The organism is Neptuniibacter marinus, from assembly GCF_965223595.1.
GTDB lineage: Bacteria > Pseudomonadota > Gammaproteobacteria > Pseudomonadales > Balneatricaceae > Neptuniibacter > Neptuniibacter marinus.
Genome location: NZ_OZ245004.1, coordinates 1161043 through 1187534, shown reverse-complemented (window position 1 = coordinate 1187534; position 26492 = coordinate 1161043). Strand labels below are relative to the sequence as shown.

The window sequence follows — 26492 nt, the reverse complement described above, 5'->3', positions numbered from 1 at the left end:
TCAGAGGTTCTACCTTGGTGTAGAGCTTCCAATATAACCAAATCAATAAATATACAGAAGCCTTAATCTTTCCTATGAGGATAAACAATAGATAGAGATTAAAAATTGCATAAAAAAACATTAACTCCAATAAACTTTAGTAAAAGCCGAATCAATATAGCCTGACTCTATAAATAAAAAACAGCTATGATTAAAAGCTAATTCACTATCTCTGAGATAAACAGATAAATAACCCAGATCTATATTGAGTAAACGGAGTAGATTATGAAAGGTGTGATTTTTAATGTTCTCGAAGAGATGGTAGTTGAACAATACAGTATGCAAGTGTGGAATGAGATTCTGGAATCACAATCTGTTGATGGTATCTATACCGCGGGTGAAAGCTATCCTGACGAAGAACTTTTCAACCTAGTCAGCTCAATTTCTGACAAAACAGGCATGATGCCTAATACACTTATTGAAGCTTTTGGCGTACGTTTATTTACAGGACTCGCTACTCGATATCCTTTGTTTATTGAAGCAGAAGATACACTCAAAGGCTTTTTGAAAAGCATTGATAGCGTGATTCATACTGAAGTTAGAAAATTATACGATAATCCAAACCTCCCCGATTTTGAGTACGCTGAGAATATAGATGACACTTTATTAATGCGCTATCGCTCACCGAGAAAACTCTGCATTCTTGCTGAAGGCCTTATTAGAGGCGCTGCAACTCATTACAATACAAAAATTACGATTGATCATCCTGTCTGCATGCATAGAGGCTCAGATCACTGCGATTTGATCTTGAGGTTCATATAATGAGCATACAGAATCAAGAAAACGCTTATAAAGTGGCCTATGAAAGAGAAAAACGTGCGCGCTTGAAAGCAGAAGAATTATTAGAAAATAAATCGCGCGAGATTTTCCTGCAAAATGAACGTCTAAAAGAAAGCTATGACCTGCTACAAAAGCAACAGGCCACCATATTACAAAACGAAAAACTAGCTACACTCGGCACCTTAGCTGCGGGCATGGCCCATGAAATCAATAACCCCCTCGCGTTTGTAAAAAGTAATATAGAGTCCTTAAGGCGATACCATTGTTCATATACTCGGTTAATTTCATTTATACAGCACATCAATCAAGCCCTACCGAGTAAAGTACAAGCTGATTTGGAAAAGCTCTTCGAGGAGGAAGATATTGAATTTATTCAAGAAGACCTTCCTGAACTGATGACAGATACAGTTGAGGGGTTAACTCGCGTACGCGATATTGTGATGAATTTACGTAGTTTTGCACGAATTCAGTCAACCGACCGTAGTTCTGCAAATATAGTAGACGGCATTCTTAGTACCTTAAAGCTACTCAATAGCGAGTTAAAAAACACGGTAGAAGTAAAATTAGATCTTGAGCCAATACAGGAAATCCCCTGCAATTTAAACGAGCTTAACCAAGTTTTCCTCAATTTAATCATCAATGCCAAGCACGCGACAGAAAGCATAGAAAAACCAATCATTGAAATATCTACTCGTACTGTACAGTCTGAAATTATTATTGAGATCACGGATAATGGATCAGGCATGAGCGAGGAGGTAGAAAAAGAGATTTTTGTCCCTTTTTTTACAACTAAGCCTATAGGCTCAGGCACGGGGATGGGATTAGCCATTGCTTACGGTATTATAAAAGACCACGATGGAGAGATCAGTGTTCACAGCATTGAAGGCCAAGGGACAACGTTTACAATTAAGCTACCCACTCATCCATCCGAATCGATCGAATAAGCGTATAAAACTTACTAACCTAATACATTAAGGTTTTTCAAGGAAACAGATTCATGCTCAGCAACGCAATTATTAACATCACCAATCTTCGCCTACGTACTTTTATCGGGTTTAATCCCGACGAGATGCAAAAACAGCAGGATGTTGTAATCAATATTGAGATTCAATACCCCGCTAGCAATGGCTTTGCCAACGATGATGTAGAACAAGCCTTAAATTACAAAACAATTACTAAAGATATTATTCAGCATGTGGAAAATGGCCGTTTCTTATTACTTGAGAAGCTGGTTTCAGATGTCTTAGAAATCTGTAGCAAACATCCTTGGACTCGCTACGCTAAAGTCACTATAGATAAACCCCACGCACTCAGATTTGCAGACTCTGTATCACTCTCACTGGAGTGGCAAAAAGATTAATGTGGCTCAATAAATAGAGGAATAGGCGCATCCATGACAACGGCTATACTTGAGACAATCTCTTTTTCAAGTGCAGTCACTTCGCCATCTTGATGGATACATTTTTTAATACCTGTAATAAGACGAGGCTTAAGGGCGGGATAAGCGCATGACAACACATTGACCGCCCGAATAAAACACTCCAATTCACACGCGTCTTCGGATAGCAGGCTTATATTATATAAGCCTGCTGAGCCTGCCCCACGATTAAATGCTCTCTGTGCATCGGCTTCCTGTTCATGGCCTTTATGTGCAAGTACCGACAAGACTAATTGGTATTCATCACTCAGTGCTTTAGCCTCTTTATAACGTGGCTTAGAGGCCTTAACCGGTTCAAATTCCCCAGCTAGATAATGACGCACAAGTTGATATAAACACCACTCAAATAGATCAGTCTTCGCATCAGCTCGAATCAGTAGCAATAAAGTCTGTTTGAATCTTTTATATTGCTCCGGCGACATACACTTCAAGGCCGGTAGTAATAATTCAATCAAAGGTAAACGAGCACTAATATCTAAATGTTCAACGGCAGGGTAAAGCTGACGCATTAATGGCTCAATTCCCTTAATTCCACTTTGAGCTATAACTTGCCATTGTTTCTCTTGCACAGAAGGCTCTATATGAGTAATCAATAAATAACATACAGCAATAGCGCCAAAAGGATCATGAGCCTGTTCATGTAACAGAGCAGGAATACCATCGATTTCGCGCCTGATCTGATCCAAATCAGCACTTCCAGAAAAGAGCGTGTCAGGCTCTATACCCGAGGCAACGGCAGCGCCAGTAATAACCGCCTGAGAAAAAGCCTCACGCTTTCCTGCTTGAGTTACCTTCTCCTCTTCCTGCTTACGTTCACGTGTAGCCGTACTTCGATAAAGATAATTACCGTCCCAATCGGGATCGACTTTTAAAATCCTATCCACCAAAGGAGGATGCGTCGCCATCATATTGCTCAGTTTGCTAATCGCTTGGCCAAAGAACAGATGGCTGACTTCACTGCGATGGCTGTCATGAATCTCTGTTCCACTACTATAGCCGCCGATTAATTTGAGCGCGCTTGCTATGCCATCTGGGTTACGGGTAAATTGCACCGCACTGGCATCAGCTAAAAATTCTCGCTGTCGGCTGACGGCTGCGCGGATAAGATTACCGAAAAAGGTACCTAGCCAGCCAATCGCTAGTAACGCAACACCCAGTATGGCAACCCTACTATCTGATCGACGACTTCGACTCCCTCTAAGCAGCAATTCCCCAACTAAGCCGATAAAAACAATGCCATGCAATAAGGCGATCAAACGTAGATTTAGTCGCATATCGCCATTTAAAATATGGCTAAACTCGTGAGCAATAACGCCTTGTAATTCATCCCGTTTAAATTGCTGAATACAGCCTTTAGTGACACCAATTACCGCATCGGCGGGGCCATTACCTGCAGCAAAAGCGTTGATCCCTATCTCATGCTCCAACAAATACACCGCAGGAACAGGCATACCTGAAGCAAGCGCCACCTCCTCAACTACATTAAGTACTTGCAAGTGATCTGGATCTTCACTATTGGGATAAATACGAATACCGCCCAAGGATTCAGCAACCGCTTTGCCACCTGAGCTTAATTGAAACCATTTGTATAAAATGGCACAACCAACAGCACCCGCAACAGCTAAACTAACTAAACCAAACGTATGCCAAGAAAACAGCGCAGCGATAGTTTGAGTATCGGTCTGTGATACAACACTCAATCCCCGCTGCATGGTTTCCTCTTGGGTGACAGACCAAACCACAAGCCCTATCAACAGGTTGGTTAGCCCAATTAGGCTAACAACCGCTAATATGAAAAGAAAAACAAGCCAACCCGTTTGACGCCGCGCTTTATCCTGTTGTATAAAAAAGTCCATTTATCCCTAACCTAACAAGACTCTAAGCAATAGATTCTGACGAATTTGTCCCACCCTAAAAACTAACCTTAGGTGCGGCCTGAATCTCAGCACTATCTTCGAATTCTAAAAGAGAAGCATCTTTAGGGTGACCAAACATAGACGCGAAAAATACAGGAGGGAAGGATTGGCGGTATATATTGTAGGCAGTTACAGCATCATTAAAAGCTTGGCGGGAGAATGCCACACGGTTTTCAGTGGTTGTCAGCTCTTCTGAAAGCTGCATCATGTTTTCATTCGCCTTAAGGTCTGGATAATCTTCCATCACTATATTCATACGCCCTAAAGCACTCTGTAAGGCATTTTCTGCACCGGACAGCTGCTGGATAGAATCATCCGTCAAAGTAGCTGCTGCGCCCTTTAAAAGCGCTGAGGCTTCATTTCGCGCATTAATAACAGCTTCGAGAGTTTCTCGCTCATGACTCATATAGCCTTTAGCCGTTTCAACCAAATTTGGTATGAGGTCGTAACGGCGCTTTAACTGAACCTCGATCTGAGAAAAGGCATTTTGATGCCTATTTTTTAAGGTAACAAGCTGGTTATAAATACTTACTACATAAAAGACAGCACCTAGAACTATCACCAAAAAGACAATCGTACCTACTTCCATTATGCAGCTCCTTTGTTATGGATCATGTAAGCTTTCGACTATAAATCAGAATAGCCAGAGAGGAAACCTACTTATTAGCAGCTCTCCTCATCTTCTCTTAATTAACTCCGTTTAAGCAGAGCAGCAGTATAGAGAAATACTATGATTTACTGAGACTCTACTTTCCTTGCTTTCTTCTTTCAGTGATAACCTCCCCACCTACTCCCCAGTTATCGGTATTAACCTCATCAATCACAACAACTGTCGTTGCAGGGTTTTTATTTAATACATCCACTAAAAGCTGAGTTGCACCTTCAATAAGTTGTTTCTTCTGCTCTGCGGTCACAGCTTCATCGGTAATCTTAATATTAACGTACGGCATACTTCATACTCCTTGGATAGCTTGATATTTAGCAACAAGCTTAGCGTGCAAGATTCCGCAACACTATAAGATTATAAAGAAGCATCTATTCACTTTTTTTGAACAAAAAGAATGAACTAACTTTTTAAATAACAGTCTCTTAGTGACTGACTACTTATTTAAAAGCTGACATATGACATCACCTACTCAAAATGAACAGGTTTATCCACGATTTATCTATGTATTAGACCCTATGTGTAGCTGGTGCTGGGCTTTTAGTGACACAGTGCATGAATTACAACGTAGTTACCCATTTCCTTGGACTTTATTAATGGGCGGCCTTGCTCCAGATAGTAATGAGCCTATGCCCATAGAGATGCAACAAAAGCTGCAATCTATATGGCATCATATCGAGCAGCAAACAGGCACTCCTTTCAATTACGATTTCTGGTCGAACAACACGCCCAAAAGAAGCACATATGCTAGTTGTAGAGCAGTCATTAGTGCTGAGGAACTTTCACCAGGAAGCGGCTTAGAGATGACTCGCTTAATACAAAACGCTTATTACCTAGATGCAAAAAACCCATCAGAGCTAGATACGTTAATAGAGTTAGCTCAGCAACAGGGCTTAGACATCCCCGCTTTTAAGGCGCTGATACATAGTCCAGAGACTCAACACCAACTCGAAAAACAGATAAATGCCTCCCATAGACTCGGTGCTCAAGGGTTCCCTAGCCTCTTTATTGAAACCAAAGAAGGGATCATCAAAGCACTTAGTTACGGCTACACGGACGCCATCAAGATAAAAAGCAGAATAGATTCAGTGCTAACAACAGAGGCGGAATGAAATGGGGAAGAGCATTGGAAGGTGTAACAGCGAGACTGAATTGATCAGCCTCGCTGGGCGTGCTACAAGCAAGCTTAGTCGCGAACGACTGAAACATCCTCAGCCTGTAACCCTTTGTCGCTTTCACGTACGTGGAAACGTACCTTTTGGCCTTCCGCTAATGAACGGTGACCACGACCACGGATATTGCGAAAATGAACAAAGACATCATCATCTTCACCGCGGGTAATGAAACCAAAACCTTTTGACACATTAAACCACTTTACTGTGCCTTGCTCACGATCATCATTTTCATCAATATACTCTTCTTCAGCACCATTAAATGCCGAAGCCCCAGATTGAGCATTGTTACCAAGTGCAGCAAAAAAAGATGCGGCAAATGTCACAACGAACACAACTGCTAACGCAGCAATATTAGATAACTCAACTTCTATACCAGCTACCGGACCCAACAAAACAGTTACCAACACTGCGGCGATAGCACTCACAATCAGACTACGAATCAACTGATTAACCCTCATTTATTATTTGTCATTTATCACATTAATAGCACTTGAAATTGGCAGTATAAGTAATTATTTCTACCAATTACAGAGGTATATCTAATTTTATGATTTTTTTCAATAGCTTATGCAAATAAAGCGAATAAAAATCAAACGGCGTTTAATATCGAAGCCTGATAAACTATGCTTGTAGACTACGAATTAAGTCGTATCACAACCTTTAACTGAACACTGTAACATTAGCTATTTTAGAAGCGGAAACAATCATGACAGAGCAGGAACGTATTGATGAACTGGAAACTCGCGTTGCTTTCCAAGAAGATACGCTGGATAAACTTAACAGTATTGTTTCTACTCAAGAGCTAGAGATATTGAAGCTGACAAGAATGATGAAAATATTCAGTCAGCAAGTCAAAAGCCTAACGCTTGATCTACCTGCAAATAGACCTGAGGATGAGCCACCTCCTCCACACTACTAAGGTAAGTGCACATGATTCCATTGCTCGAACGCGGCATACACTCCTTAGGGGGTATGTTTATAAATTTAGTAACCCGTCCGAAGTTGGTTAATCCTCAATTATTACTGCCTACACAACCGACCCCAGACCATATTTATTACATACTTGAATCCAATAGACTCAGTCACACACTTCTTTTAAAAAATCTACTACGCAAACAGCAACGTCATATTAAAGAGGAACAAATACTCTTTGCTGATTCAAAAGGTCAAGCTCCTCTGCGGGAAGCCTTAGAAGTTTTAGTCAACGCCCAAAACAGCAGTGAAAAATTTAACACTTTAATTATACCTGTTGCGATCTTTCACGGCCGCCTCCCTAATAGAGAAAAATCGTGGCTTAACCTTTTGTATGCCGAGACTTGGCACGAAGCGGGGCCTATAGGTAGCTTTTTTCAACTGCTAGTCAATGGTCGCCAAACCTTAGTCCGCATAGACAAAGCATTAGATCTTAAACAGTTACTCCAACAAGAAGAGAATGATGATAGTGAAGCCACCGCTCGTAAAGCTGCCCGTGTCTTGCGTACGCATTTCAGTATCACTCGCCAATCGATTATAGGGCCTGATCTATCCCATCGACGCACATTAATTAATCTCGTTATAAAAGACCCAAACGTACAGCAAGCTATTGACCAACAAGCTAAAGAGCGAGGCACTAGCCGGCACCGTATTGAACGACATTGCGCACATACTCTCGATAAAATTGCTGCTGATTTTAGCCCGATAACTACACGTATACTGGATCCACTTTTAAACTGGGTATGGGGACGCTTATACCGAAAAGTTAGAATAGCAAATATAGAGCGCGTCCAAGAGATCGCTAAAACCCATCAGCTTATCTATTTACCTTGTCACCGTAGTCATATGGATTACCTGCTTTTATCTTGGGTACTATATAGACACGGGTTAATGATTCCTCACGTCGCCGCGGGCGAAAATCTAAATATCCCAGTAATAGGGCCCATTTTGAAACGCAGCGGGGCAATCTTTATGCGCCGCCAGTTTCATGGGGACCCACTTTATAGCTGCCTATATAAAACTTACTTAGAACAGATGACCCATAGAGGCCACTCTTTAGAGTATTTTATTGAAGGGGGTCGAAGCCGTACTGGACGCTTACTGGCAGCAAAGACCGGATTACTCTCAATGAGCGTGGAGTCTTACAGAGACAATCCCCAAAAACCTGTTGCCCTCATTCCTGTTTGGGTCGGATACGACCGCCTTGTAGAAAGTAAAAGCTACCAAGAAGAACTGTCAGGAGGAAAAAAGCAGCAAGAATCTATTTCCACTGTATTAGCCACCAGCAAAATACTCGGACAAAAATTTGGTAATACCTTATTGAGCTTTGGCGAACCCCTTCTTTTAGAAGCGCATATTCACCCGGAGCACTCATCAAAAGAGGATGTAAAACTGATAGCGGCAACGGTTATGCGCAGAATAAATCAAGCTGCAGAAATAACCCAAAGCAGTTTATTAGCCACTTGCCTACTAGGTGGAAGTCCATTGCAATCAGTCGCAGAGTTAAGCGATAAAAGCTCTCGCCTACTCAACCTAATCAAAACGTTGAATCCTCACTTACAACTCATTCCTGAAGGAAAGCCTTCCGATTGGATTAACGAAGCCGCAAAAATGCAGCAAGTTAATCAAAAGATTAATTTAATTGAAATAGATCAGCATCAAGCGCAAGAGCTGTGTTTTTATCGAAATAATATCCAGCACCTGCTTATTCTACCCAGTATGTATTTACTACTTGCGCACAGGCTTGAAAACGGTAAAACCCAAAGCATTAACCGTACAATTCGGATGATCTATCCCTTTATTCAGGCAGAACTTTTCTTACCTTGGGAGCTAACTGATCTCACAGGTTTACTTAAACAAGTACGTGAAGCGCTGATCGAACAGAATTTACTAGAAGGCGAGGCAGATAAAGGCTGGACAACTACTGCCAACCCTCTCGTGAACACCCTAATCCTAACCGCTGAACCTATTCTTTTACGCTATTATATTGTGCTACGCACACTCGCTCGCTATAACGAGATTAGCGCAGAAGATCTGATTGAAAGCAGCCAAAATATCGCCCAACATATTCACAAAGAGTATGGCTACAGCACGCCTGAGTACAAAGATAAAAGAGTTTTAAACTCATTTATTAAGCAACTTCATGCGTTAGAGTTTCTACGGGAGGAAAACGGTCGCTTAAGCTGTAATTTCGATACAAGCGCTCTATTCGCCCAAGCTAAAAAGATTCTGAAACCACATATGATTTCACTTGTGGATTCTAAACTCGGAAGTAAAAGCTAATCCAATACACTATAGATATAAGCTCCTACTGGAGGAGCTTACAGTTTTTTCAGCGGATAAATATCGTAGCGGCTCGATTTCCCCTCAAACTGTAAAGAGGGTTTACGATCAGCTAAAAAAGGAGCTTTTCTAGGCCGTTTAACCACTACTCGATTTTCTGCAATGGCCAGAGCAGCCTCTAACAATTGGTCGGCATCCAAATCATCACCGACAACGGGGCGAAAACTACGCATCTCCTTTTTTACCAATGCACTTTTATCGCTATGGGGAAACATGGGATCTAGATACACAACCTGATAGCGCACCCCTTGATCGGCCTGCGCCTGCATCCACTCAATACTATTGGCATGATGAAGCCTCATGCGCTGAATAATATCGCTAACCTCCAGCGAATTCGCTGCACGCAACAACCCATCTTCAAGCAATAGGTGGATAATAGGCGAACGCTCTAGCAGGGTCATATCACAACCTAAGGTCGCCAACACAAAGGCGTCTTTACCTAATCCCGCCGTTGCATCTAATATCTGAGGCTTAACACCGGCCTTAATTCCAACCGCTTTCGCGATCATTTGACCTTTACCACCACCAAATTGACGGCGATGAGCAACTGCACCTGACACAAAATCAGCGTAGGTCGCACCGGGCGCTTTTTTACCTGTGGGCTGCAATCGAATACCCGATTCGGCCACTTGCAACAGTAGGTCGAACCCTACCTCTGATGACATTTTTACTAACGGTAGTTTAAGCTGAGTAGCCAATTGTTCCGCTTGCGAACAGGAGGACTCATCCAACGCAGTAACCGCGATAACACCCTCACTATATACAGAACCACCAGAAAGGTCAGATACAGACATATAAACCCACTATTACAAACAAAGAGATTAACGTCCCATAAACCAAACAGCCAACAAAAACACACCCAAGAGCATACGATAGATAACAAAGGGCTGCATGCCGATACGATCTAACCATTTAAGGAAAAAGTGGATACAGCTAAAGGCACTAATACCCGCTATCACGGTTCCCAATAACACCATCAGCCAAGGAGCGCTGTCGCCTTGTGCATAAAGGTCTAAACCTTTAATCAACCCAGCCCCAAGAATAACGGGGATCGAAAGAAGAAAAGAAAAGCGGGCAGCCGCTTGACGCTCAAACCCCAACATCAAGGCTGTAGAAATAGTGATACCGCTGCGTGACGTCCCTGGAATTAACGCCAACGCCTGAGAACACCCTATATAAAGGGCATCCTTAACCGTCAACGTACTCAATTGACGCGTTTCAACTCTAAAAAGATCAGCCCAACAAAGCACCCCACCAAAAATAAGCGTTGTTCCAGCAATGACTAAAATTGAACGTAAATTCTGATCAATAAAATCATTTAATAACAAGCCAACAATCAGCGCAGGAAAGGTGGCTAAGATGGTTAACCAAGCCAAGCTTGCATCCTCACTTCGCCCCCCGTTACAACTTGCGCACCACGCACAAAACATAGACCTCAAGTCCTTGCGGAAATAGATCACCACTGCCAATAATGTACCAACATGTACGCCGACATCAAAAGCTAATCCCTGATCCTGCCAGCCTAAAAGCTGTGAAGGTAAAATCAGATGGGCCGAACTACTGATTGGTAAAAATTCCGTCAATCCTTGAAGTAAGGCCAGTATAACGACTTGAAAAAGCTCCATTTATTGCTGATCCTTCTTTTTCCATGCGACTTGGTCGCGGAGATAAACTGGCAGAGCTAGCTCGGGTGAGATGCCCTTCCCTTGCGCCCACGCATCGAGCGCCAGTACAAGCATACTTTCTGATGATGGATAATATGTTTCAGTGCTCAATTGGACCGCGCGCTTAACTGATTCAGGCATCGCTTCCAAATAACGCCACCCACTCCCCACAGCGAGATACCCTTCTGCATCAACGGCAAAGGTACTTGGCGTCGCAACTTGTTCGCTCAACTCCATCACAGGCAGCCCATTTTCAATACGGTAACTCGCCACATAGATCTCATCCATACGCGCATCTAACGCAGCCACAATTTTGTCCGCACCTTCAACCTTTGCTGCCGATACAGCTAGCGTCTCTAACGTAGAGATAGGTAGAACAGGTAAATCGGCTCCATAGGCGAGACCTTGCGCGACTCCTGTTGCAATACGAATACCCGCAAAAGACCCTGGCCCACGCCCAAAAGCGATTGCATCTAAGGCGGAGATAGCAATACCTGCATCCGCCAATATCGCTTCGGTCATAGGCAAAAGCTGCTGAGTATGTTGACGAGGAATGATTCTAAAATCTTCTTTAATTTCGCCGTTACAACTCAAGGCTACAGAGCAAGCATCGGTGGACGTATCAAGTGCTAGAATGTTTGACATTAAATTGAATCACTTAAAATAAGAACAGGGTAAGACATGCGAATCTAAAAACTTGCATGAATTCTACTCCGGTGAAGCGCTAATTTCATCTATAGCGACGCTTCCTCCTTTGTTAAATTAAATCTTCGCCCCATTTAGGCAGCAGGCTTTGCTCAATATTAAGCTGATTCAAAATCCGAGCGACCACAAAATCCACCATATCTTCGATCGTTGTTGGGCGATTATAAAAACCGGGACTCGCAGGAATCACAATCACGCCCATACGCGTTAATTTCAACATATGCTCTAAATGAATCTCAGAATACGGCGCCTCTCTGGGAACTAATATCAGCTGACGGCGCTCTTTCAATGCCACATCCGCAGCACGTTCAATCAGATTATTACTCGCTCCTGTAGCAATCGCTGATAAAGAGCCTGTACTGCAAGGACAAACAACCATTTTACTCGGTGCCCCAGACCCTGAAGCAACTGGAGCCATCCACTGCTCACGCCCAAACACTTTTAGCTGATTTGGTTTAGCCTTATACATCTGGCTCAAGAATTGCTCTTGATCCGCTGGCGTACCGGGCAGTTTTAGATCCGTCTCAGTACTAATCACCACTTGCGCAGCACGAGAAATCATGACAAAAACGCGTTTATCTTTTGCTAATAAGCACTGTAATAGGCGCAATCCATATTGTGCGCCGGAGGCTCCGGTTATAGCAACCGTAATGGTCTCTTGCGTATCCGCTCCCGCTGCCTTTTGATTTACCATGATTACTACCCCTTTAACGCGGCTAACAAGCGCTGATGAATACCTTCAAAACCACCATTACTCATAATTACCACATGACACCCTGGCTCTACCGCCTTGACCAGATCATTGATCAGCAGGTCCGTATTTGAATAAACTGTAGATGAGACAGAGCTTTGTGCAGCAATACTCTCCAACGACCAGTCCATACCTTGTGGCTGAAACCAATAAACCACATCCGCATTTGTAATAGATTCAGCCAGTAACGCTTGATGGGTACCTAGACGCATTGTATTTGAGCGAGGTTCAATCACCGCTATCACCTTGGCTTGTCCAACCTGAGCCCGTATTCCTTGCAAGGTGGTTTCAATAGCGGTGGGGTGATGAGCAAAATCGTCATAGACTTTAACCCCATTAACCTCGCCTAGCAGTTCCATTCTCCGCTTAACCCCAGCAAAGCAATTCAATGCTTCTATCGCATGATGCGGCTGAACGCCAACATTTCTTGCGGCGGCAATAGCCGCCAAACCATTATTTACATTATGCTTTCCGGTCATCTTCCAAGAAACCACACCCGCTCTACTTCCCTGGTGCCAAACCTCAAACTGGGAACCATCATCTTTAAGCAAAACCGCCTGCCACTCCACCTCAGAAGATGAATCAAAGGCCCCTATGCGGGTCTGAGCTACATCAGTCCACACCCCCATATCAACCACCTCTTGCAGTGCAGTTTCCTCTTGAGGAAAAATAACTTGGCCATTACTTGGCACAATCCTAACTAAGTGATGGAACTGTCGTTGAATAGCCGCTAAATCAGGAAAAATATCCGCATGGTCATACTCAAGATTATTCATAATAAGCGTGCGAGGATGATAGTGAACAAATTTTGAGCGCTTATCAAAAAAAGCCGTGTCGTACTCATCAGCTTCAATTACGAAAAAAGGCGAATCACCCAAGCGCGCAGATACTCCAAAACCTAAAGGCACACCACCGATTAAAAAGCCCGGTTTCATACCCGCTTGGTCTAAAATCCACGCCAGCATAGTCGACGTGGTCGTTTTACCGTGCGTACCTGCAACCGCTAAAACCCATTTATCTTTAAGCAAATGTTCTGAAAGCCACTGGGGGCCAGAGGTATAATTGAGCCCTTTATCCAACATATACTCTATCGCGGGATTACCTCGCGACATTGCATTACCCACCACAATCAAATCAGGTTCTGGGCTGAACTGGGCGGGATCAAAGCCTTGAATTAATGCAATACCTTGCGACTCAAGCTGTGTACTCATTGGTGGGTACACATTTTGATCCGAGCCTGTCACTTTATGTCCCAACTGTTTGGCTAAAATGGCCAACGATCCCATAAAGGTCCCACAGATGCCTAAAATGTGAATATGCAACGTCCAAACTCCGGCTAATAAATAATAAAAAATGAGCAAATATATTTGTCTATCATAACAGTTTTGCGGATGCGGTAACTTGTCCACCAAACATTATCAGCGATACGGCGAAAAATCTTATAATAAACCATCAAAAATGCGCCACAAACAATGCATTTTGTCTAAGTTTCACGTAAAATTCTCGCCCATCTTTTCAACTATTCTATCTGCGAGATAATACGAGAATGCTGCTCCTGAGCCAGTTCCTGAAACAACAGGAAACCGAAGACAAATTAGTCGATTTGATTGGCACGTTAATGCTTGCCTGTAAAGAAGTTGCCATCCAACTTCGTGAAGGCGAATTAGCCGGGGTTCTAGGATCAACGGATAACACTAACGTTCAAGGTGAAACCCAGAAAAAAATGGACGTTATAGCAAATGATCTGCTTAAAAAGTTTTTACTCGACAACGCACTCGTGGCGGGTATTGCCTCTGAAGAGGAAGATCACCCCGTTGGCGGTAACCCAAACGGTAAATACCTTGTCATCTTCGATCCGTTAGATGGCTCGTCTAATATCGATGTTAATGTTTCAGTAGGAACCATCTTCTCGGTACTTGAAATCGAAGAAGGCATGGATCCAACTACGGACGAAGCCTATCTACAGCCCGGTCGCAAACAAGTTGCTGCTGGCTACGTATTATATGGCCAATCATCCATCTTATCGCTATCAACTGGCCAAGGCGTAAATTTCTTTACGCTTGCCCATACGGGTGACTTCATTCTTACCCGCGAACAAGTCAGCATCCCTAAAGAAACAAATGAGTTTGCCATCAACATGTCAAACCATCGCTTCTGGGAAGAAGAGATGCGTAATTATATTGGTGACCTTCTCCAAGGCGAAGAAGGTGTACGCGAAAAGAACTTCAATATGCGCTGGATCGCATCTATGGTTGCAGAAGTACATCGCGTACTCACGCGCGGTGGAATATTTACTTACCCTTGGGACAGTCGCGATTCCAGCAAACCTGGAAAGCTCCGCCTTATGTACGAAGGCAATCCAATGAGCATGCTAATCGAGCAAGCTGGCGGGACTTCCAGTACATGCTATAAAAACATTCTCGACCTAGAGCCTAAACATATTCACCAACGCTGTTCTGTAGCGCTAGGCTCTATTAAAGAAGTTGAAACATTGCTTACCTATCACTCAGAATCAAGTGATGGCCGTGCAGCAAAATTAAATACATAAAAGCATCAGTTTCAGCTTTAAGTAGTATTCTAAGCGTCTCACGCTGCGCTTATAATCCGACTCAGATATAACTTTTTTAAAACAGTTTACAGGAAGACAATTATGGGCTTCGCACAAGTACCCGCAGGTAAAGACCTACCGAACGATCTGTACGTTATTATTGAAATTCCGGCAGATAGCGCTCCGGTCAAATATGAGATAGAGAAAGAAGAAGACGCAATCTTCGTTGACCGCTTCATGGCGGCACCAATGTTCTACCCAGCAAACTACGGTTATATCAATAATACGCTTGCTGATGACGGCGATGCTGTAGACGTATTGGTTATGACACCTTACCCAGTTATTGCAGGCTCCGTGATTCGTTGTCGCCCTGTAGGCGTTTTAAACATGACTGACGAAGCCGGCGAAGATGCTAAACTTATCGCTGTACCTCACGACAAGCTAACTAAAGCTTACCGTGATGTTAAGGATATCGAAGACCTTCCGCAGCTTGAACTAGACCGCATTAAACACTTCTTCGAAAACTACAAAGGCCTTGAAGAAGGAAAATGGGTTAAAGTTGAAGGCTGGGGCAACGCAGATGCCGCACGCGCAGCTATTGTTGCTGGCGTAAAAGCTTACGAAGCCGCTAAATAATTAGTATTATTTATGCAGCATAAAAAAACCTCGCATCGGCGAGGTTTTTTTTATTATGAAGCTAGCCTATATGCAGCCCATAGCCCATTACGCTCAGTCCTCATACACACATTTACTTGCCGTAAATTGCAAGTTACCACTTCACGTATCAGTAAAAATAGATATACTTACCCCAGCTATCTCAGGGAAATATAAGAATAGAGGTGAATAATGACACTTCCCAAATTTTGTATATGCGTTATCAGCCTTTTAATGTCCAGTATGGTCATGGCCGACAAAAATAGTTTGTTAGTACAAAACTACCTTAATTCTTTTGCCAGTCGCGACGCTCAAGGCATATTCAATCTAATTAACTGGGAAGGGGTTGATAAAGAATCTCGTCGCTCTCTACAGAAATACATCAAATCAGGCTTTAAAGGCCGACAGATTCGTCGTATCTATATAGATCCAATTGCTCAAAATGCTCCGCAGTCATATATCCAAGATGGCAAAAAGTATGCCCTAAACTTAAAACCAACCGGTCAACTTAATATTGTTTACATCAACAATAAAGGGAAGCGCACGACCAGCACTCTTTTTGTTGGCGAGTACAAAGGACAGCTGAAAATTGGTAGCGCAATAGCCGCACCTGAAACCATCGCGTGCAATGGAAACAAAAGCTGCTAAAACACCGCAAATACTGTGTCTAAAGGGCACCCTTTTGGGTATTATAGACTTTAGACGCAGCCTATACATTCCAATCTTTGATCAGCATGAATCAGACAACAAATAACCCCATCTTCTTGAAAAACTTTCCATTGCTCAACCGTGCAATCTAATTAAAATCGAAAATTCGTATATTTAATTGGAAGTTAGATGGCTGAAATAATAATACTAGCAGTTAGCGTCCCACTACTTATAGCCTGGATCTTAAGTCTGCGAAAGAACGAAAATACTGAAGAGCCAAGCTAAAAGAGTAAGCACAAGAATTTGCACCCACCCTTAACACTTGAGTGCAAATAAGTTAGTGAGAGAGCTCTTCGAATAATTCGATAAACTGTAGCGTCAATTTATGTTTTGGCGACATATGAATAAGTGGACGTGTCTCATCATGGGATTCTTTCATTTTCACTGACGCTGAAATTTTTGCATTAAGCACAGGAAGATCGTCATCTAGCAACTCATCAACAATGCGCTTAGGGAGACTAGCGCGAGGTTGATACTGATTCACCACTATACCCTCAACAACAAGCGCATCATTATGATCCTCTTTCGTTTCATGCACATTAGCTAACAAGCTGTACAGTGCCTGTCGCGCAAACTCATCACAATCAAAAGGGATTAAACATCTTTCAGAAGCAACTAAAGCAGAAAGCGTATAAAAGTTGAACGCTGGCGGTGTATCTATATAAACAGCATCATAATCATCAGATAACTGCTCTAGTGCATCTTTTAATTTATAAATTTTATGTTTCGATTCTAATTTTGACTGCAAATCGCCTAAATCTGAGTTAGAGGGTATTACACTTAAGTTCTCATAGGACGTGGCATGTACATAGTACTCAGGCCCATTAGGTTTCATCTGAAAGGTCAGCGTTTGCTCAAAAAAATCTTTAATATCAGGCTTAACATCTTGATAGCCTTCACCTAAAAGATAGTGACTAGAATTACATTGAGGATCAAGATCAATCACCAAAGTACGTTTACCACGAGCTGCACTAATTGCTGCCAAATTCACAGCAATGCTAGACTTACCCACTCCGCCTTTCTGATTGAAAACTACGCGCTTAATCATCGCCATTTTCTTTCTCCTTCAATCCCACACAAAAAACACTAGTACCGCATTGCAATATCTATAATTATGAAGCCAACGTCAACAATCTTGAGCGTAAAAGAATAAAACTATAGCCAAAAGGACTAATATTAAAAAAACCTAATACATGAGCGCAGCAAATATTCATTTCATGTTCAATATTCTCTGTGAATGAGGAGACATTTTCGGCAAAAAAGCACTAAAACAGCAAAAACTTGCTAAGTTATAGACAAGAGAAAAAGACTACGGCAAACTATAGTAGTTGATTAAGTCGCTCTGCCAATTTTCAGGAATAAACCATGGCAAAAATCCTGTTACTAAATGGCCCAAATCTGAATTTATTGGGCATGCGTGAACCTGAGGTTTACGGTACAAACACATTGGACAATATTTGCCAAAAACTGATACTGCAAGCGCAAAATCAAGGCCATGAATTACTGCACTGCCAAAGCAACCGAGAATACATCCTACTTGAGCGAATACATCAAGCTCAGCAGGAAGAGGTTGCTTTTATTATTATCAATCCGGCCGCCTTTACACATACAAGCATTGCACTGCGTGACGCTTTACTGGGAGTTAATATCCCGTTTATTGAAGTACACCTCTCAAATGTGCATGCACGAGAAACATTTCGCCATCATTCCTATTTATCGGATGTTGCGCAAGGTGTTATTTGTGGCTTTGGCGCGCAAGGATACGAATTTGCTTTGCAATCTGCCATAAAACAGATTGCTTAAAAACTAATTATTGTTGCTTTTAAAGAGACCGGGATCAGAATGGACATTCGCAAAGTCAAAAAACTGATTGAGCTGTTGGAAGAATCCAACATCAACGAAATAGAAATTAAAGAAGGCGAAGAATCCGTGCGCATTAGCCGCGGTGCCCCAGCCCCTGTAGCTGCCTACCCTGCTGCGCCTATGCCCGCCCCTGCAGCTGCGCCTACGCCTACGCCTGCGGTTATGCCGACCGAAGCGGTAAGCGAAGCACCGGCAACTTCAGGTCATGTTGTTCAATCACCAATGGTTGGCACGTTCTATAGCGCTCCATCACCAAGTTCTCCTGCATTCATTGAAGTAGGTAAAACAGTGAAGGCCGGTGATGTTATCTGCATTGTAGAAGCAATGAAGATGATGAACCAAATTGAAGCAGACAAGAGTGGCGTTATTGAAGCTATCCTTGTTGAAGATGGTCAGCCGGTTGAATACGATCAACCTCTTGTAACTATCGTTTAAGCCAATAACGCATAAGCAAGGATCACTTTCGATGCTAGATAAAGTAGTCATAGCGAACCGAGGCGAAATTGCGCTTCGTATTCTGCGCGCTTGCAAAGAACTGGATATCAAAACCGTTGCTATCCACTCTCAAGCAGACAAAGATCTCATGCACGTCCGCTTAGCTGATGAAGCTGTTTGTATAGGTCCTGCATCTTCAGTAAAAAGCTATTTAAATGTCCCCTCTATTATCGCTGCAGCAGAAGTAACTGATGCTGTAGGTATTCACCCGGGATACGGTTTCTTAGCGGAAAATGCTGATTTTGCTGAACAAGTTGAACGCTCAGGTTTTACATTTATCGGTCCCAAAGCGGAAACAATTCGTCTAATGGGTGATAAAGTTTCAGCTATCGAAGCAATGAAAGAAGCTGGCGTACCTACAGTCCCAGGCTCTGACGGCGCATTAGATGATGACACAGAGCACACCTATAAGATTGCCGAACGCATTGGTTACCCCGTTATCATAAAAGCTGCGGCCGGCGGTGGTGGACGAGGTATGCGTGTTGTTCATTCTGAGGCTTCACTTATAAACTCCATTCATGTGACTCAATCAGAAGCCGCTGCGGCATTTGGTGATGACACCGTTTATATGGAGAAATATCTTGAAAACCCTCGCCATGTCGAAGTCCAAGTTTTAGCTGACGGGCAAGGTAATGCAGTACACCTTTATGATCGTGATTGCTCAATGCAACGTCGCCATCAAAAAGTGGTAGAAGAAGCTCCAGCACCACACCTAGATCCTGATGCCCGCGCCCAAGTATTACAAGCTTGCGTAGATGCTTGTATCAAAATCAATTATCGCGGTGCAGGCACATTTGAGTTTTTATACGAAAATGGCGGATTCTACTTCATAGAAATGAACACCCGAGTGCAAGTTGAGCATCCTGTAACAGAGATGATCACGGGTGTAGATATTGTAAAAGAGCAGTTACGAATCGCTTCTGGATTACCTCTTTCTTTAAAACAGGAAGATATTAAAATTCAGGGCCACTCATTTGAGTGCCGTATCAATGCCGAAGATTCAAAAACCTTTCTTCCAAGCCCAGGTACAATCAAGCACTTCCATGCACCCGGCGGGAATGGTATCCGTGTAGATTCACATATTTATAATGGCTATACAGTACCTCCTCATTACGATTCACTGATCGCCAAACTTATCAGTTATGGCGAAGACCGTGAAACCGCATTAAAACGTATGGAAATTGCTTTAGATGAAATGGTTGTTGACGGCATCCGTAGCAACATCGCTCTTCAGCAAGAGATTGTAAAAGACTGTAGATTCCAAGAAGGTGGTGTGAATATTCACTACCTAGAGAAGAAGCTAGGCTTATAACCGTATAGACCAACAAAAAACCCGCTATATAGCGGGTTTTTTATTACCTATGCACTACCTAGAACTATTCATCCGCGCCTTGATGACTGGTACTATTGGCCTGTCGAACTGTCCAATATGGAAGAACATAATGCCTTGGCTGCAAATAAAAATTAAAACTAATCCTGATAATTCTGAAGCTTACGAAGATCTACTATTAAGTGCCGGATGCGCAGCAGTGACCTTTGAGGATAGTGAAGATCAGCCAATCTTTGAGCCAGACTTAGGAACAACTCCTCTATGGAGCAATACAACCATTACAGGGCTCTTTGCAGCAGAACATGATCTAAAAGCCACTCTACGGTTTTTAACTCAAGGCCATGAACAGCTGTTCCCCAATATGCCTGCACCAAGCATAAATGCAGAAATTCTTGAAGATAAAGATTGGGAACGGGAGTGGATGGAAAACTACCACCCGATGAAATTCGGTAATCGTCTCTGGGTTTGTCCTAGCTGGAAAGAAACACCCGAACCTGACGCCGTTAATCTAATGCTAGATCCTGGTTTAGCCTTCGGAACAGGTACGCACCCTACCACGGCACTTTGTTTAGAATGGTTAGATTCACAAATACTTACGAACCAATATATTATCGATTACGGTTGTGGCTCAGGTATTTTAGGTATTGCCGGATTATTATTAGGAGCAAGCAAAGCGATTGGCGTAGATATCGACCCTCAAGCCCTCCAAGCGACTAAAGACAACCTACTTCGCAATCATTTAGCAGATGACATACTGCACGTTTTTCTACCGGAAAATGCACCTAAAGAAGCCGCCGACACGTTAATTGCCAATATTTTAGCAGGACCTTTAGTTCAACTAGCGCCCACCCTAGCAAACTTAATCAAACCTCAAGGTAAACTATGCTTGTCTGGTTTATTGAGTGCGCAGGAAACAGAAATAAGAGCAACCTACTCCGAATGGTTTGATCTTGATCCTATCGCCGAAAAAGATGGCTGGATAAGAGTCACAGGCACTAGAAAGGGGTAACATCAGTCCATCATGCTTAGCGATAGCATCATCACTACATGCCCCAACTGTAAAGCACAGTTCCGTGTCACTAAAGGGCAATTAAAAATTGCCCATGAGCAGGTTAGATGCGGAAATTGTCTACACGTGTTTTCCGCGACAGAGCATAAAGAACAGAGTTTCCGTATCGATGACAAAAAAAAGCCAAGTGACATACAACATAGCCTAACTACACCCACCCAAAGCGCCAAAGAAAAAAAAGATATTACCGAAAATCGAAATGCCACTAACCCACAAGAATCCTCAACCTCTGCCCCCTCCTTGCCTAACGAAAAAGCACAAACAGAACAAACGGCTCCAACCTCTCCACGAAGAACACTAGAGATAAAAACCGCGGCTGAGCCCACAGTTCCCGTTCCAACCTTGACGATTGAACGTGAAGCCCTTGTACTTTCTTCCACCTCAGCAAAAAAAACAAAGGCGAAAAACACTTTCTGGCTTTCAACCTTGATCGCAGCAATAGCGGGTATAGCTATACAGTACTTATGGTTCAATCGTGTAGAGCTGTATTGGCAGAAACCGTACCAACCTTTGTATGAAACTTTGTGTCAACATATAGACTGCAACATTCCGCAACGATTCGAGCTTGATAAAATTCAAAATAAAAAACTCATCATCCAGCCGCACAAAGAACTAGAAGGCGCGATCAATATCAACTTACTTTTACTGAATAGCGCCTCATTCGAACAACCTTATCCAGCTATTGCGTTAACATTCTCTGGCTTAAAAGGGGAAACGATTGCTCAAAGAGTATTCCAACCCAAGGAGTACCTCCATTTCAACAACGATACAGTGCCTCTTCTACCCGTTAACCAACCTGCTCAGGTATCACTGAAATTAATGTCACCTAGTTTACGCGCAATCAATTATAAGGCTGAGCTACTAGCGCCTGAGCAGTAAAAAATCAAGCTCAAATTGTACAAAAAATCATCAAAAAACCCTTGGAGACTCTGCTCCTTAGGAGTATGATTATCCGCCTCCCAAATACATCTTTTAAGCGTATCATTCGTGATACGAAAGGTGTTTTTTTAACTATTTTTTAAGGCATAGCATGTTTCATATTGGCCCATACACCATTGACAGCCAAGTTATTTTGGCACCAATGGCAGGCGTTACTGACCGGCCCTTTCGCCAGTTATGTAAGCGCATGGGTGCAGGCTTAGTTGTGTCAGAAATGGTTACATCAGACACCCGGTTATGGAAGTCACGTAAATCAGCTTATCGTTTAAATCATACCGGTGAAGTAGAGCCTCGCTCTATTCAGATTGCCGGTGGCGATCCTGACATGATGGCTGATGCAGCAATCATGAACGTACAACGAGGCGCTCAAATTATTGATATCAATATGGGCTGCCCTGCAAAAAAAGTCTGTAACAAGGCGGCAGGATCAGCGCTATTAAAAGATGAGCAACTTGTAAGCGATATCCTCAACGCAGTTACCTCTGCCGTCGACATACCTGTAACTCTAAAAATACGTACTGGTTGGAATGCAGAAAACAGAAATGCCCTAACTATTGCGCGTATTGCTGAAGATGCAGGTATCCAAGCGCTCGCTGTACATGGTCGTACGCGTAGTTGCGGATATAAAGGTGAAGCAGAATACGACACCATCGCGAGTATTACTGAAGCAATTTCAATTCCCGTCTTTGCCAATGGTGATATCACCTCACCAGAGAAAGCGCTGGAAGTACTTCAGCATACTGGCTGTTCCGCAGTAATGATTGGTAGAGCCGCTCAAGGTAGACCTTGGCTATTCAGAGAGATTGATCATTATTTAAGAACAGGTACAATTCTGCCCCCTCCTAAGCTAGAGGAGATAAGGGACGTTTTGTTAGGACACCTGCAAGAGTTGCATGATTTCTACGGTGAATACTTAGGTGTACGCATTGCACGCAAACACGTAGGTTGGTACCTGCAGAACAACGCTAACGGAAGTAGTTTTCGTAAACAATTTAATATCATTGAAACAGCAGCAGACCAGGCCGCCTCTATCGAAAATTATTTTGATAGCGCTCTAAATAACGGCGTAGCCGCCTAATAGATTGGATAATAAGTACTGTGGAATATAAAGAAATTAAGCAACCAACATTCGCGCCAAACTCAACAGAAGCTGCAAATCACACGTTACGCGATAACGTAGAGCAGTCATTAAACAGCTATTTCCGTCAACTTGATGGACAACCTGTCACCGATGTTTATCAGATGGTACTTTCTGAAATTGAAGCACCTCTTTTCGAAACGGTAATGACATACACTAAAGACAATCAGACTAAAGCATCCCAATTATTGGGACTAAATCGCGGTACGCTTCGTAAAAAACTGAAGCAGTACGGCTTGCTTTAATTCTCCTTTTTTGACTATTCGGAATCCAGACACAATGGCAGAGAACATCACTTCCGTTCGCCGTGCTTTGATCAGCGTATCTGATAAATCAGGTATTGTTGAATTCGCACAAGCACTAAGCACTCGCGGCGTTGAGATCCTTTCTACAGGCGGTACCTACAAACTGCTTAAAGAGAATAACATTCCCGCAGTGGAAGTATCCGATTACACCGGCTTCCCCGAGATGATGGATGGCCGTGTAAAAACTCTGCATCCTAAAGTGCATGGCGGCATTCTAGGTCGTCGCGGACAGGATGATGCTATCATGTCCGAACACGGCATCAATCCTATCGACATGGTTGTAGTTAACCTATATCCATTTGCAGCCACCATTGCACGTCCTGATTGCGATCTTCCAATGGCGATTGAAAACATCGACATTGGTGGCCCAACAATGGTTCGCTCCGCTGCGAAAAATCATAAGGATGTTGCCATTGTTGTGAACGCGTCTGACTATGACAACATCGTATCTGAATTAGATAAGCAAAAAGGCCTATCCCACGCAACACGCTTTGATCTTGCAGTAAAAGCTTTCGAGCATACCGCAGGATATGACGGCATGATTGCAAACTACTTAGGTGCAATTGTTGAAAGCGAAGAAGATAAAGCAGCAACCTTCCCTCGCACATTCAATACTCAGTTCATCAAAGCACAGGATATGCGCTATGGAGAGAATCCACACCAGCGCGCGGCTTTTTATGTAGAAGCTGATCCATCAGAAGCCTCCGTTGCTACAGCTCGTCAGCTGCAAGGCAAAGAGCTTTCTTTTAATAACGTTGCAGATACGGACGCAGCACTCGAATGCGTAAAACCGTTTAACGAACCTGCCTGCGTTATTGTTAAACATGCTAACCCATGTGGCGTAGCCGTTGGCACAGATCTTCTTGATGCATACAACCGTGCCTTCCAAACAGATCCAACCTCTGCCTTTGGCGGCATCATTGCATTTAACCGTGAGTTGGATGCCGTAACAGCCCAAGCCATTGTCGATCGCCAATTTGTAGAGGTAATTATCGCCCCTACAGTAACTCAAGAAGCATCCGATATTGTTGCTACTAAACCTAATGTCCGTTTACTACAATGTGGCGAGTGGGCAGCAGATCGCGCGCACAGCTTCGATTATAAACGCGTCAATGGCGGTTTACTGGTTCAAGACCGTGATTTAGGTCGAGTTGATGCATCTGAACTGAAGGTTGTTACTCAAGTTCAACCTACAGAGCAGGAGATCAGAGATCTACTTTTCTGTTGGGAAGTTGCCAAAGCGGTTAAATCTAATGCAATTGTTTACGCAAAAGATGGACAAACTATTGGCATTGGCGCCGGCCAAATGAGCCGCGTTTACAGCGCTAAGATTGCTGGTATTAAAGCCGCTGATGAAGGTTTAGAAGTAAAAGGTTCCGTTATGGCATCTGACGCTTTCTTCCCCTTCCGCGATGGTATTGATTCAGCCGCAGCAGCCGGTATAAAAGCCGTTATCCAACCAGGTGGCTCTATGCGCGACCAAGAAGTGATTGATGCAGCAAACGAACATGGTATGGCGATGGTCTTCACTGGCATGCGCCACTTCCGCCATTAAGTACATTTAGCAATAGGTCTACTTTGCGGGTTGAATCCTAGCCAATTTAAACCTGAGTAAGCTTATTGCCAAAAACCCCGGTCTGAATAATTCAGACGCGGGGTTTACTGTTTAGGAATTAATGAAAATGAACATACTCATTATTGGCTCTGGTGGCCGCGAACACGCTTTAGCATGGTCTGTGTCACAGGACGCTAATGTAGATAATGTCTTTGTCGCACCCGGCAATGCAGCAACAGCGCAAGAAGCGAAGATGCAAAACGTGGCGCTCGATGTGATGGATATTGAAGGCTTATCTACTTTCGCTAAAGTGAATAATATCGACCTTACTATTGTAGGCCCTGAAGCCCCCCTAGTCGCGGGTATTGTTGATCACTTCCAGAAAGATGGTCTGCGTATATTCGGCCCCACTCAAGGCGCTGCTCAACTAGAAGGCTCTAAAGCGTTCACTAAAGACTTCCTTGCACGCCAAAAGATCCCTACTGCTGAATATGAAAACTTTACAGAGATAGAGCCTGCCCTAGCCTATGTGCGTGAAAAAGGCGCACCTATCGTTGTAAAAGCAGATGGCTTAGCCGCTGGTAAAGGCGTTATCGTTGCAATGACTCTAAAAGAAGCGGAAGACGCAATCAAAGATATGCTTGCAGGCAATGCCTTTGGCGAAGCAGGCAGCCGAGTCGTTATTGAAGAGTTCCTAGAAGGTGAAGAAGCCTCTTACATCGTTATTGTTGATGGCGACAATGTACTGCCTATGGCAACCAGCCAAGACCACAAACGTGTAGGTAATGGCGACACAGGACCAAACACAGGTGGCATGGGTGCATACTCCCCAGCCCCCGTTGTAACACCTGAGATTGATCAACGCATTATGGATGAAGTGATCATGCCGACCGTAAATGGTATGAAAGCTGAAGGTAATGAGTACACTGGCTTTTTATATGCAGGCCTCATGATTCAAGCAGACGGCACACCAAAAGTTATCGAATACAACTGCCGCTTTGGTGATCCTGAAACACAACCGATTATGCTACGCTTGAAATCTAGCTTGGTTGATATGTGTAATGCAGCGCTCGATAAAAAGCTCGATCAAACCACAGCAGTATGGGATGAGCGCAAATCAGTTGGTGTTGTGATGGCTGCCGGCGGATACCCTGGAGACTATGGTAAAGGTGATGTCATTACCTTTCCTGCTAGCTGCCCAGAAGGGACCAAAGTATTCCATGCAGGTACAAAGTTAGTCGACGACAAGGTTGTTACAGCCGGTGGACGTGTACTATGTGTTACAGCGCTAGGCGATACAGTAACTGAAGCTCAACAACGTGCATATGATCTACTTAAAGAAGTAAACTGGGAAGGCGCTTACTTCCGCACCGATATTGCTTACCGTGCGATTGCTCGCGAGAAAAACAGTTAGGCTGCTTTTCTAATCCATCAAAGCCCT

The 26492-nt window shown here is 43.3% G+C and carries 28 protein-coding genes; 18 read left to right on the top strand and 10 right to left on the bottom strand.

Translation table 11 applies throughout. The features are described from left to right. Nucleotides 1-264: 264 nt before the first annotated feature. From ACOQOE_RS05465 to folX, 3 genes are read left to right on the top strand one after another with little or no spacing between them, the layout of a single operon-like run. Nucleotides 265-801, top strand: coding sequence for a heme NO-binding domain-containing protein (locus ACOQOE_RS05465; protein ID WP_067862078.1), 537 nt, complete (start codon nt 265-267; stop codon nt 799-801). Beyond that, entirely contained in the window at nt 801-1763 is a 963-nt protein-coding gene (locus ACOQOE_RS05460; protein WP_420555112.1) for a sensor histidine kinase, read from the top strand. The genes ACOQOE_RS05465 and ACOQOE_RS05460 overlap by 1 nt, the downstream gene beginning before the upstream one ends. Nucleotides 1764-1816: 53 nt before the next feature. Next, complete coding sequence (gene folX / locus ACOQOE_RS05455; protein WP_067862082.1) at nt 1817-2179, top strand: dihydroneopterin triphosphate 2'-epimerase; 363 nt, start codon at nt 1817-1819, stop codon at nt 2177-2179. Here folX and ACOQOE_RS05450 read toward each other — a convergent pair. From ACOQOE_RS05450 to ACOQOE_RS05440, 3 genes are all read right to left on the bottom strand, one after another. Further along, on the bottom strand, nt 2176-4113 hold the full coding sequence (locus ACOQOE_RS05450) for a M48 family metallopeptidase (RefSeq protein ID WP_420555111.1): 1938 nt from the start codon (nt 4111-4113) through the stop codon (nt 2176-2178). The two genes, folX and ACOQOE_RS05450, sit on opposite strands and share 4 nt — an antisense overlap. 55 nt (nt 4114-4168) lie before the next feature. Next, nucleotides 4169-4762, bottom strand: coding sequence for a LemA family protein (locus ACOQOE_RS05445; RefSeq protein WP_067862086.1), 594 nt, complete (start codon nt 4760-4762; stop codon nt 4169-4171). 157 nt (nt 4763-4919) lie between these two features. Continuing rightward, entirely contained in the window at nt 4920-5123 is a 204-nt protein-coding gene (locus ACOQOE_RS05440) for a 2-hydroxymuconate tautomerase family protein (protein ID WP_067862089.1), read from the bottom strand. 172 nt (nt 5124-5295) lie between these two features. Here ACOQOE_RS05440 and ACOQOE_RS05435 point away from each other — a divergent pair, with 172 nt between their 5' ends. Continuing rightward, a complete protein-coding gene (locus ACOQOE_RS05435) occupies nt 5296-5949 on the top strand; it encodes a DsbA family protein (protein ID WP_420555110.1) in 654 nt (217 codons plus the stop codon). Between the two features lie 74 nt (nt 5950-6023). Here the strand turns inward: ACOQOE_RS05435 and ACOQOE_RS05430 are convergent, their stop codons facing one another. Next, nucleotides 6024-6470: a cold-shock protein gene (locus ACOQOE_RS05430; protein WP_067862093.1), complete on the bottom strand. Its 447-nt coding sequence runs from the start codon at nt 6468-6470 to the stop codon at nt 6024-6026. A gap of 248 nt (nt 6471-6718) precedes the next feature. On the opposite strand from ACOQOE_RS05430, the gene ACOQOE_RS05425 reads away from it, so the two are divergent. Together ACOQOE_RS05425 and plsB are read left to right on the top strand one after the other, a co-directional pair. Further along, the gene (locus tag ACOQOE_RS05425) at nt 6719-6931 is read left to right on the top strand and encodes a SlyX family protein (RefSeq protein WP_067862095.1); all 213 of its coding nucleotides are present in this window, start codon (nt 6719-6721) and stop codon (nt 6929-6931) included. Between the two features lie 11 nt (nt 6932-6942). After that, nucleotides 6943-9267: a glycerol-3-phosphate 1-O-acyltransferase PlsB gene (plsB, locus tag ACOQOE_RS05420; RefSeq protein WP_420555109.1), complete on the top strand. Its 2325-nt coding sequence runs from the start codon at nt 6943-6945 to the stop codon at nt 9265-9267. A gap of 38 nt (nt 9268-9305) precedes the next feature. Here the strand turns inward: plsB and ACOQOE_RS05415 are convergent, their stop codons facing one another. The 5 genes from ACOQOE_RS05415 to mpl all read right to left on the bottom strand — a co-directional run bounded on the left by ACOQOE_RS05415 (nt 9306) and on the right by mpl (nt 13769). Next, the gene (locus tag ACOQOE_RS05415; protein WP_067862099.1) at nt 9306-10121 is read right to left on the bottom strand and encodes a class I SAM-dependent methyltransferase; all 816 of its coding nucleotides are present in this window, start codon (nt 10119-10121) and stop codon (nt 9306-9308) included. A 27-nt stretch (nt 10122-10148) separates the two neighbouring features. Beyond that, nucleotides 10149-10952 (bottom strand): undecaprenyl-diphosphate phosphatase, encoded by an 804-nt coding sequence (locus ACOQOE_RS05410; RefSeq protein WP_067862101.1) that lies wholly within the window; start codon nt 10950-10952, stop codon nt 10149-10151. Further along, nucleotides 10953-11636 carry a tRNA (adenosine(37)-N6)-threonylcarbamoyltransferase complex dimerization subunit type 1 TsaB gene (tsaB, locus tag ACOQOE_RS05405; protein ID WP_067862103.1) on the bottom strand — a complete coding sequence of 228 codons (684 nt, stop codon included), beginning with the start codon at nt 11634-11636 and terminating at the stop codon, nt 10953-10955. A gap of 112 nt (nt 11637-11748) precedes the next feature. Next, the gene (locus ACOQOE_RS05400) at nt 11749-12390 is read right to left on the bottom strand and encodes a flavin prenyltransferase UbiX (RefSeq protein ID WP_067862105.1); all 642 of its coding nucleotides are present in this window, start codon (nt 12388-12390) and stop codon (nt 11749-11751) included. Nucleotides 12391-12395: 5 nt separating this feature from the next. Continuing rightward, nucleotides 12396-13769, bottom strand: a complete 1374-nt coding sequence (mpl, locus tag ACOQOE_RS05395) for a UDP-N-acetylmuramate:L-alanyl-gamma-D-glutamyl-meso-diaminopimelate ligase (RefSeq protein WP_420555108.1) — start codon at nt 13767-13769, stop codon at nt 12396-12398. Between the two features lie 224 nt (nt 13770-13993). On the opposite strand from mpl, the gene ACOQOE_RS05390 reads away from it, so the two are divergent. From ACOQOE_RS05390 to ACOQOE_RS05380, 3 genes are all read left to right on the top strand, one after another. After that, complete coding sequence (locus ACOQOE_RS05390; protein WP_420555107.1) at nt 13994-14995, top strand: class 1 fructose-bisphosphatase; 1002 nt, start codon at nt 13994-13996, stop codon at nt 14993-14995. Between the two features lie 102 nt (nt 14996-15097). Beyond that, on the top strand, nt 15098-15631 hold the full coding sequence (gene ppa / locus ACOQOE_RS05385; protein ID WP_303416421.1) for an inorganic diphosphatase: 534 nt from the start codon (nt 15098-15100) through the stop codon (nt 15629-15631). A gap of 210 nt (nt 15632-15841) precedes the next feature. Continuing rightward, the gene (locus ACOQOE_RS05380) at nt 15842-16297 is read left to right on the top strand and encodes a hypothetical protein (protein ID WP_156473634.1); all 456 of its coding nucleotides are present in this window, start codon (nt 15842-15844) and stop codon (nt 16295-16297) included. 337 nt (nt 16298-16634) lie between these two features. Here ACOQOE_RS05380 and ACOQOE_RS05375 read toward each other — a convergent pair whose 3' ends face one another. Next, the gene (locus tag ACOQOE_RS05375) at nt 16635-17405 is read right to left on the bottom strand and encodes a ParA family protein (RefSeq protein WP_420555462.1); all 771 of its coding nucleotides are present in this window, start codon (nt 17403-17405) and stop codon (nt 16635-16637) included. Nucleotides 17406-17722: 317 nt separating this feature from the next. Between ACOQOE_RS05375 and aroQ the strand changes: the two genes are divergently transcribed. From aroQ to purD, 9 genes are all read left to right on the top strand, one after another. Then, nucleotides 17723-18160 carry a type II 3-dehydroquinate dehydratase gene (gene aroQ / locus ACOQOE_RS05370; RefSeq protein WP_067862112.1) on the top strand — a complete coding sequence of 146 codons (438 nt, stop codon included), beginning with the start codon at nt 17723-17725 and terminating at the stop codon, nt 18158-18160. Between the two features lie 39 nt (nt 18161-18199). After that, the gene (gene accB, locus ACOQOE_RS05365) at nt 18200-18655 is read left to right on the top strand and encodes an acetyl-CoA carboxylase biotin carboxyl carrier protein (protein WP_420555106.1); all 456 of its coding nucleotides are present in this window, start codon (nt 18200-18202) and stop codon (nt 18653-18655) included. Between the two features lie 31 nt (nt 18656-18686). Continuing rightward, nucleotides 18687-20027, top strand: coding sequence for an acetyl-CoA carboxylase biotin carboxylase subunit (gene accC, locus ACOQOE_RS05360; protein ID WP_067862116.1), 1341 nt, complete (start codon nt 18687-18689; stop codon nt 20025-20027). 130 nt (nt 20028-20157) lie between these two features. Next, entirely contained in the window at nt 20158-21054 is an 897-nt protein-coding gene (gene prmA / locus ACOQOE_RS05355) for a 50S ribosomal protein L11 methyltransferase (protein ID WP_067862118.1), read from the top strand. Between the two features lie 12 nt (nt 21055-21066). After that, nucleotides 21067-21993: a DUF3426 domain-containing protein gene (locus tag ACOQOE_RS05350; protein WP_420555105.1), complete on the top strand. Its 927-nt coding sequence runs from the start codon at nt 21067-21069 to the stop codon at nt 21991-21993. 151 nt (nt 21994-22144) lie between these two features. Continuing rightward, nucleotides 22145-23131 carry a tRNA dihydrouridine synthase DusB gene (dusB, locus tag ACOQOE_RS05345; RefSeq protein WP_067862121.1) on the top strand — a complete coding sequence of 329 codons (987 nt, stop codon included), beginning with the start codon at nt 22145-22147 and terminating at the stop codon, nt 23129-23131. Between the two features lie 20 nt (nt 23132-23151). Further along, the gene (gene fis / locus ACOQOE_RS05340) at nt 23152-23436 is read left to right on the top strand and encodes a DNA-binding transcriptional regulator Fis (protein ID WP_067862124.1); all 285 of its coding nucleotides are present in this window, start codon (nt 23152-23154) and stop codon (nt 23434-23436) included. Between the two features lie 34 nt (nt 23437-23470). After that, nucleotides 23471-25051 carry a bifunctional phosphoribosylaminoimidazolecarboxamide formyltransferase/IMP cyclohydrolase gene (gene purH / locus ACOQOE_RS05335; RefSeq protein WP_067862127.1) on the top strand — a complete coding sequence of 527 codons (1581 nt, stop codon included), beginning with the start codon at nt 23471-23473 and terminating at the stop codon, nt 25049-25051. 127 nt (nt 25052-25178) lie between these two features. After that, a complete protein-coding gene (purD, locus tag ACOQOE_RS05330; protein ID WP_067862129.1) occupies nt 25179-26465 on the top strand; it encodes a phosphoribosylamine--glycine ligase in 1287 nt (428 codons plus the stop codon). Nucleotides 26466-26492: the final 27 nt, after the last annotated feature.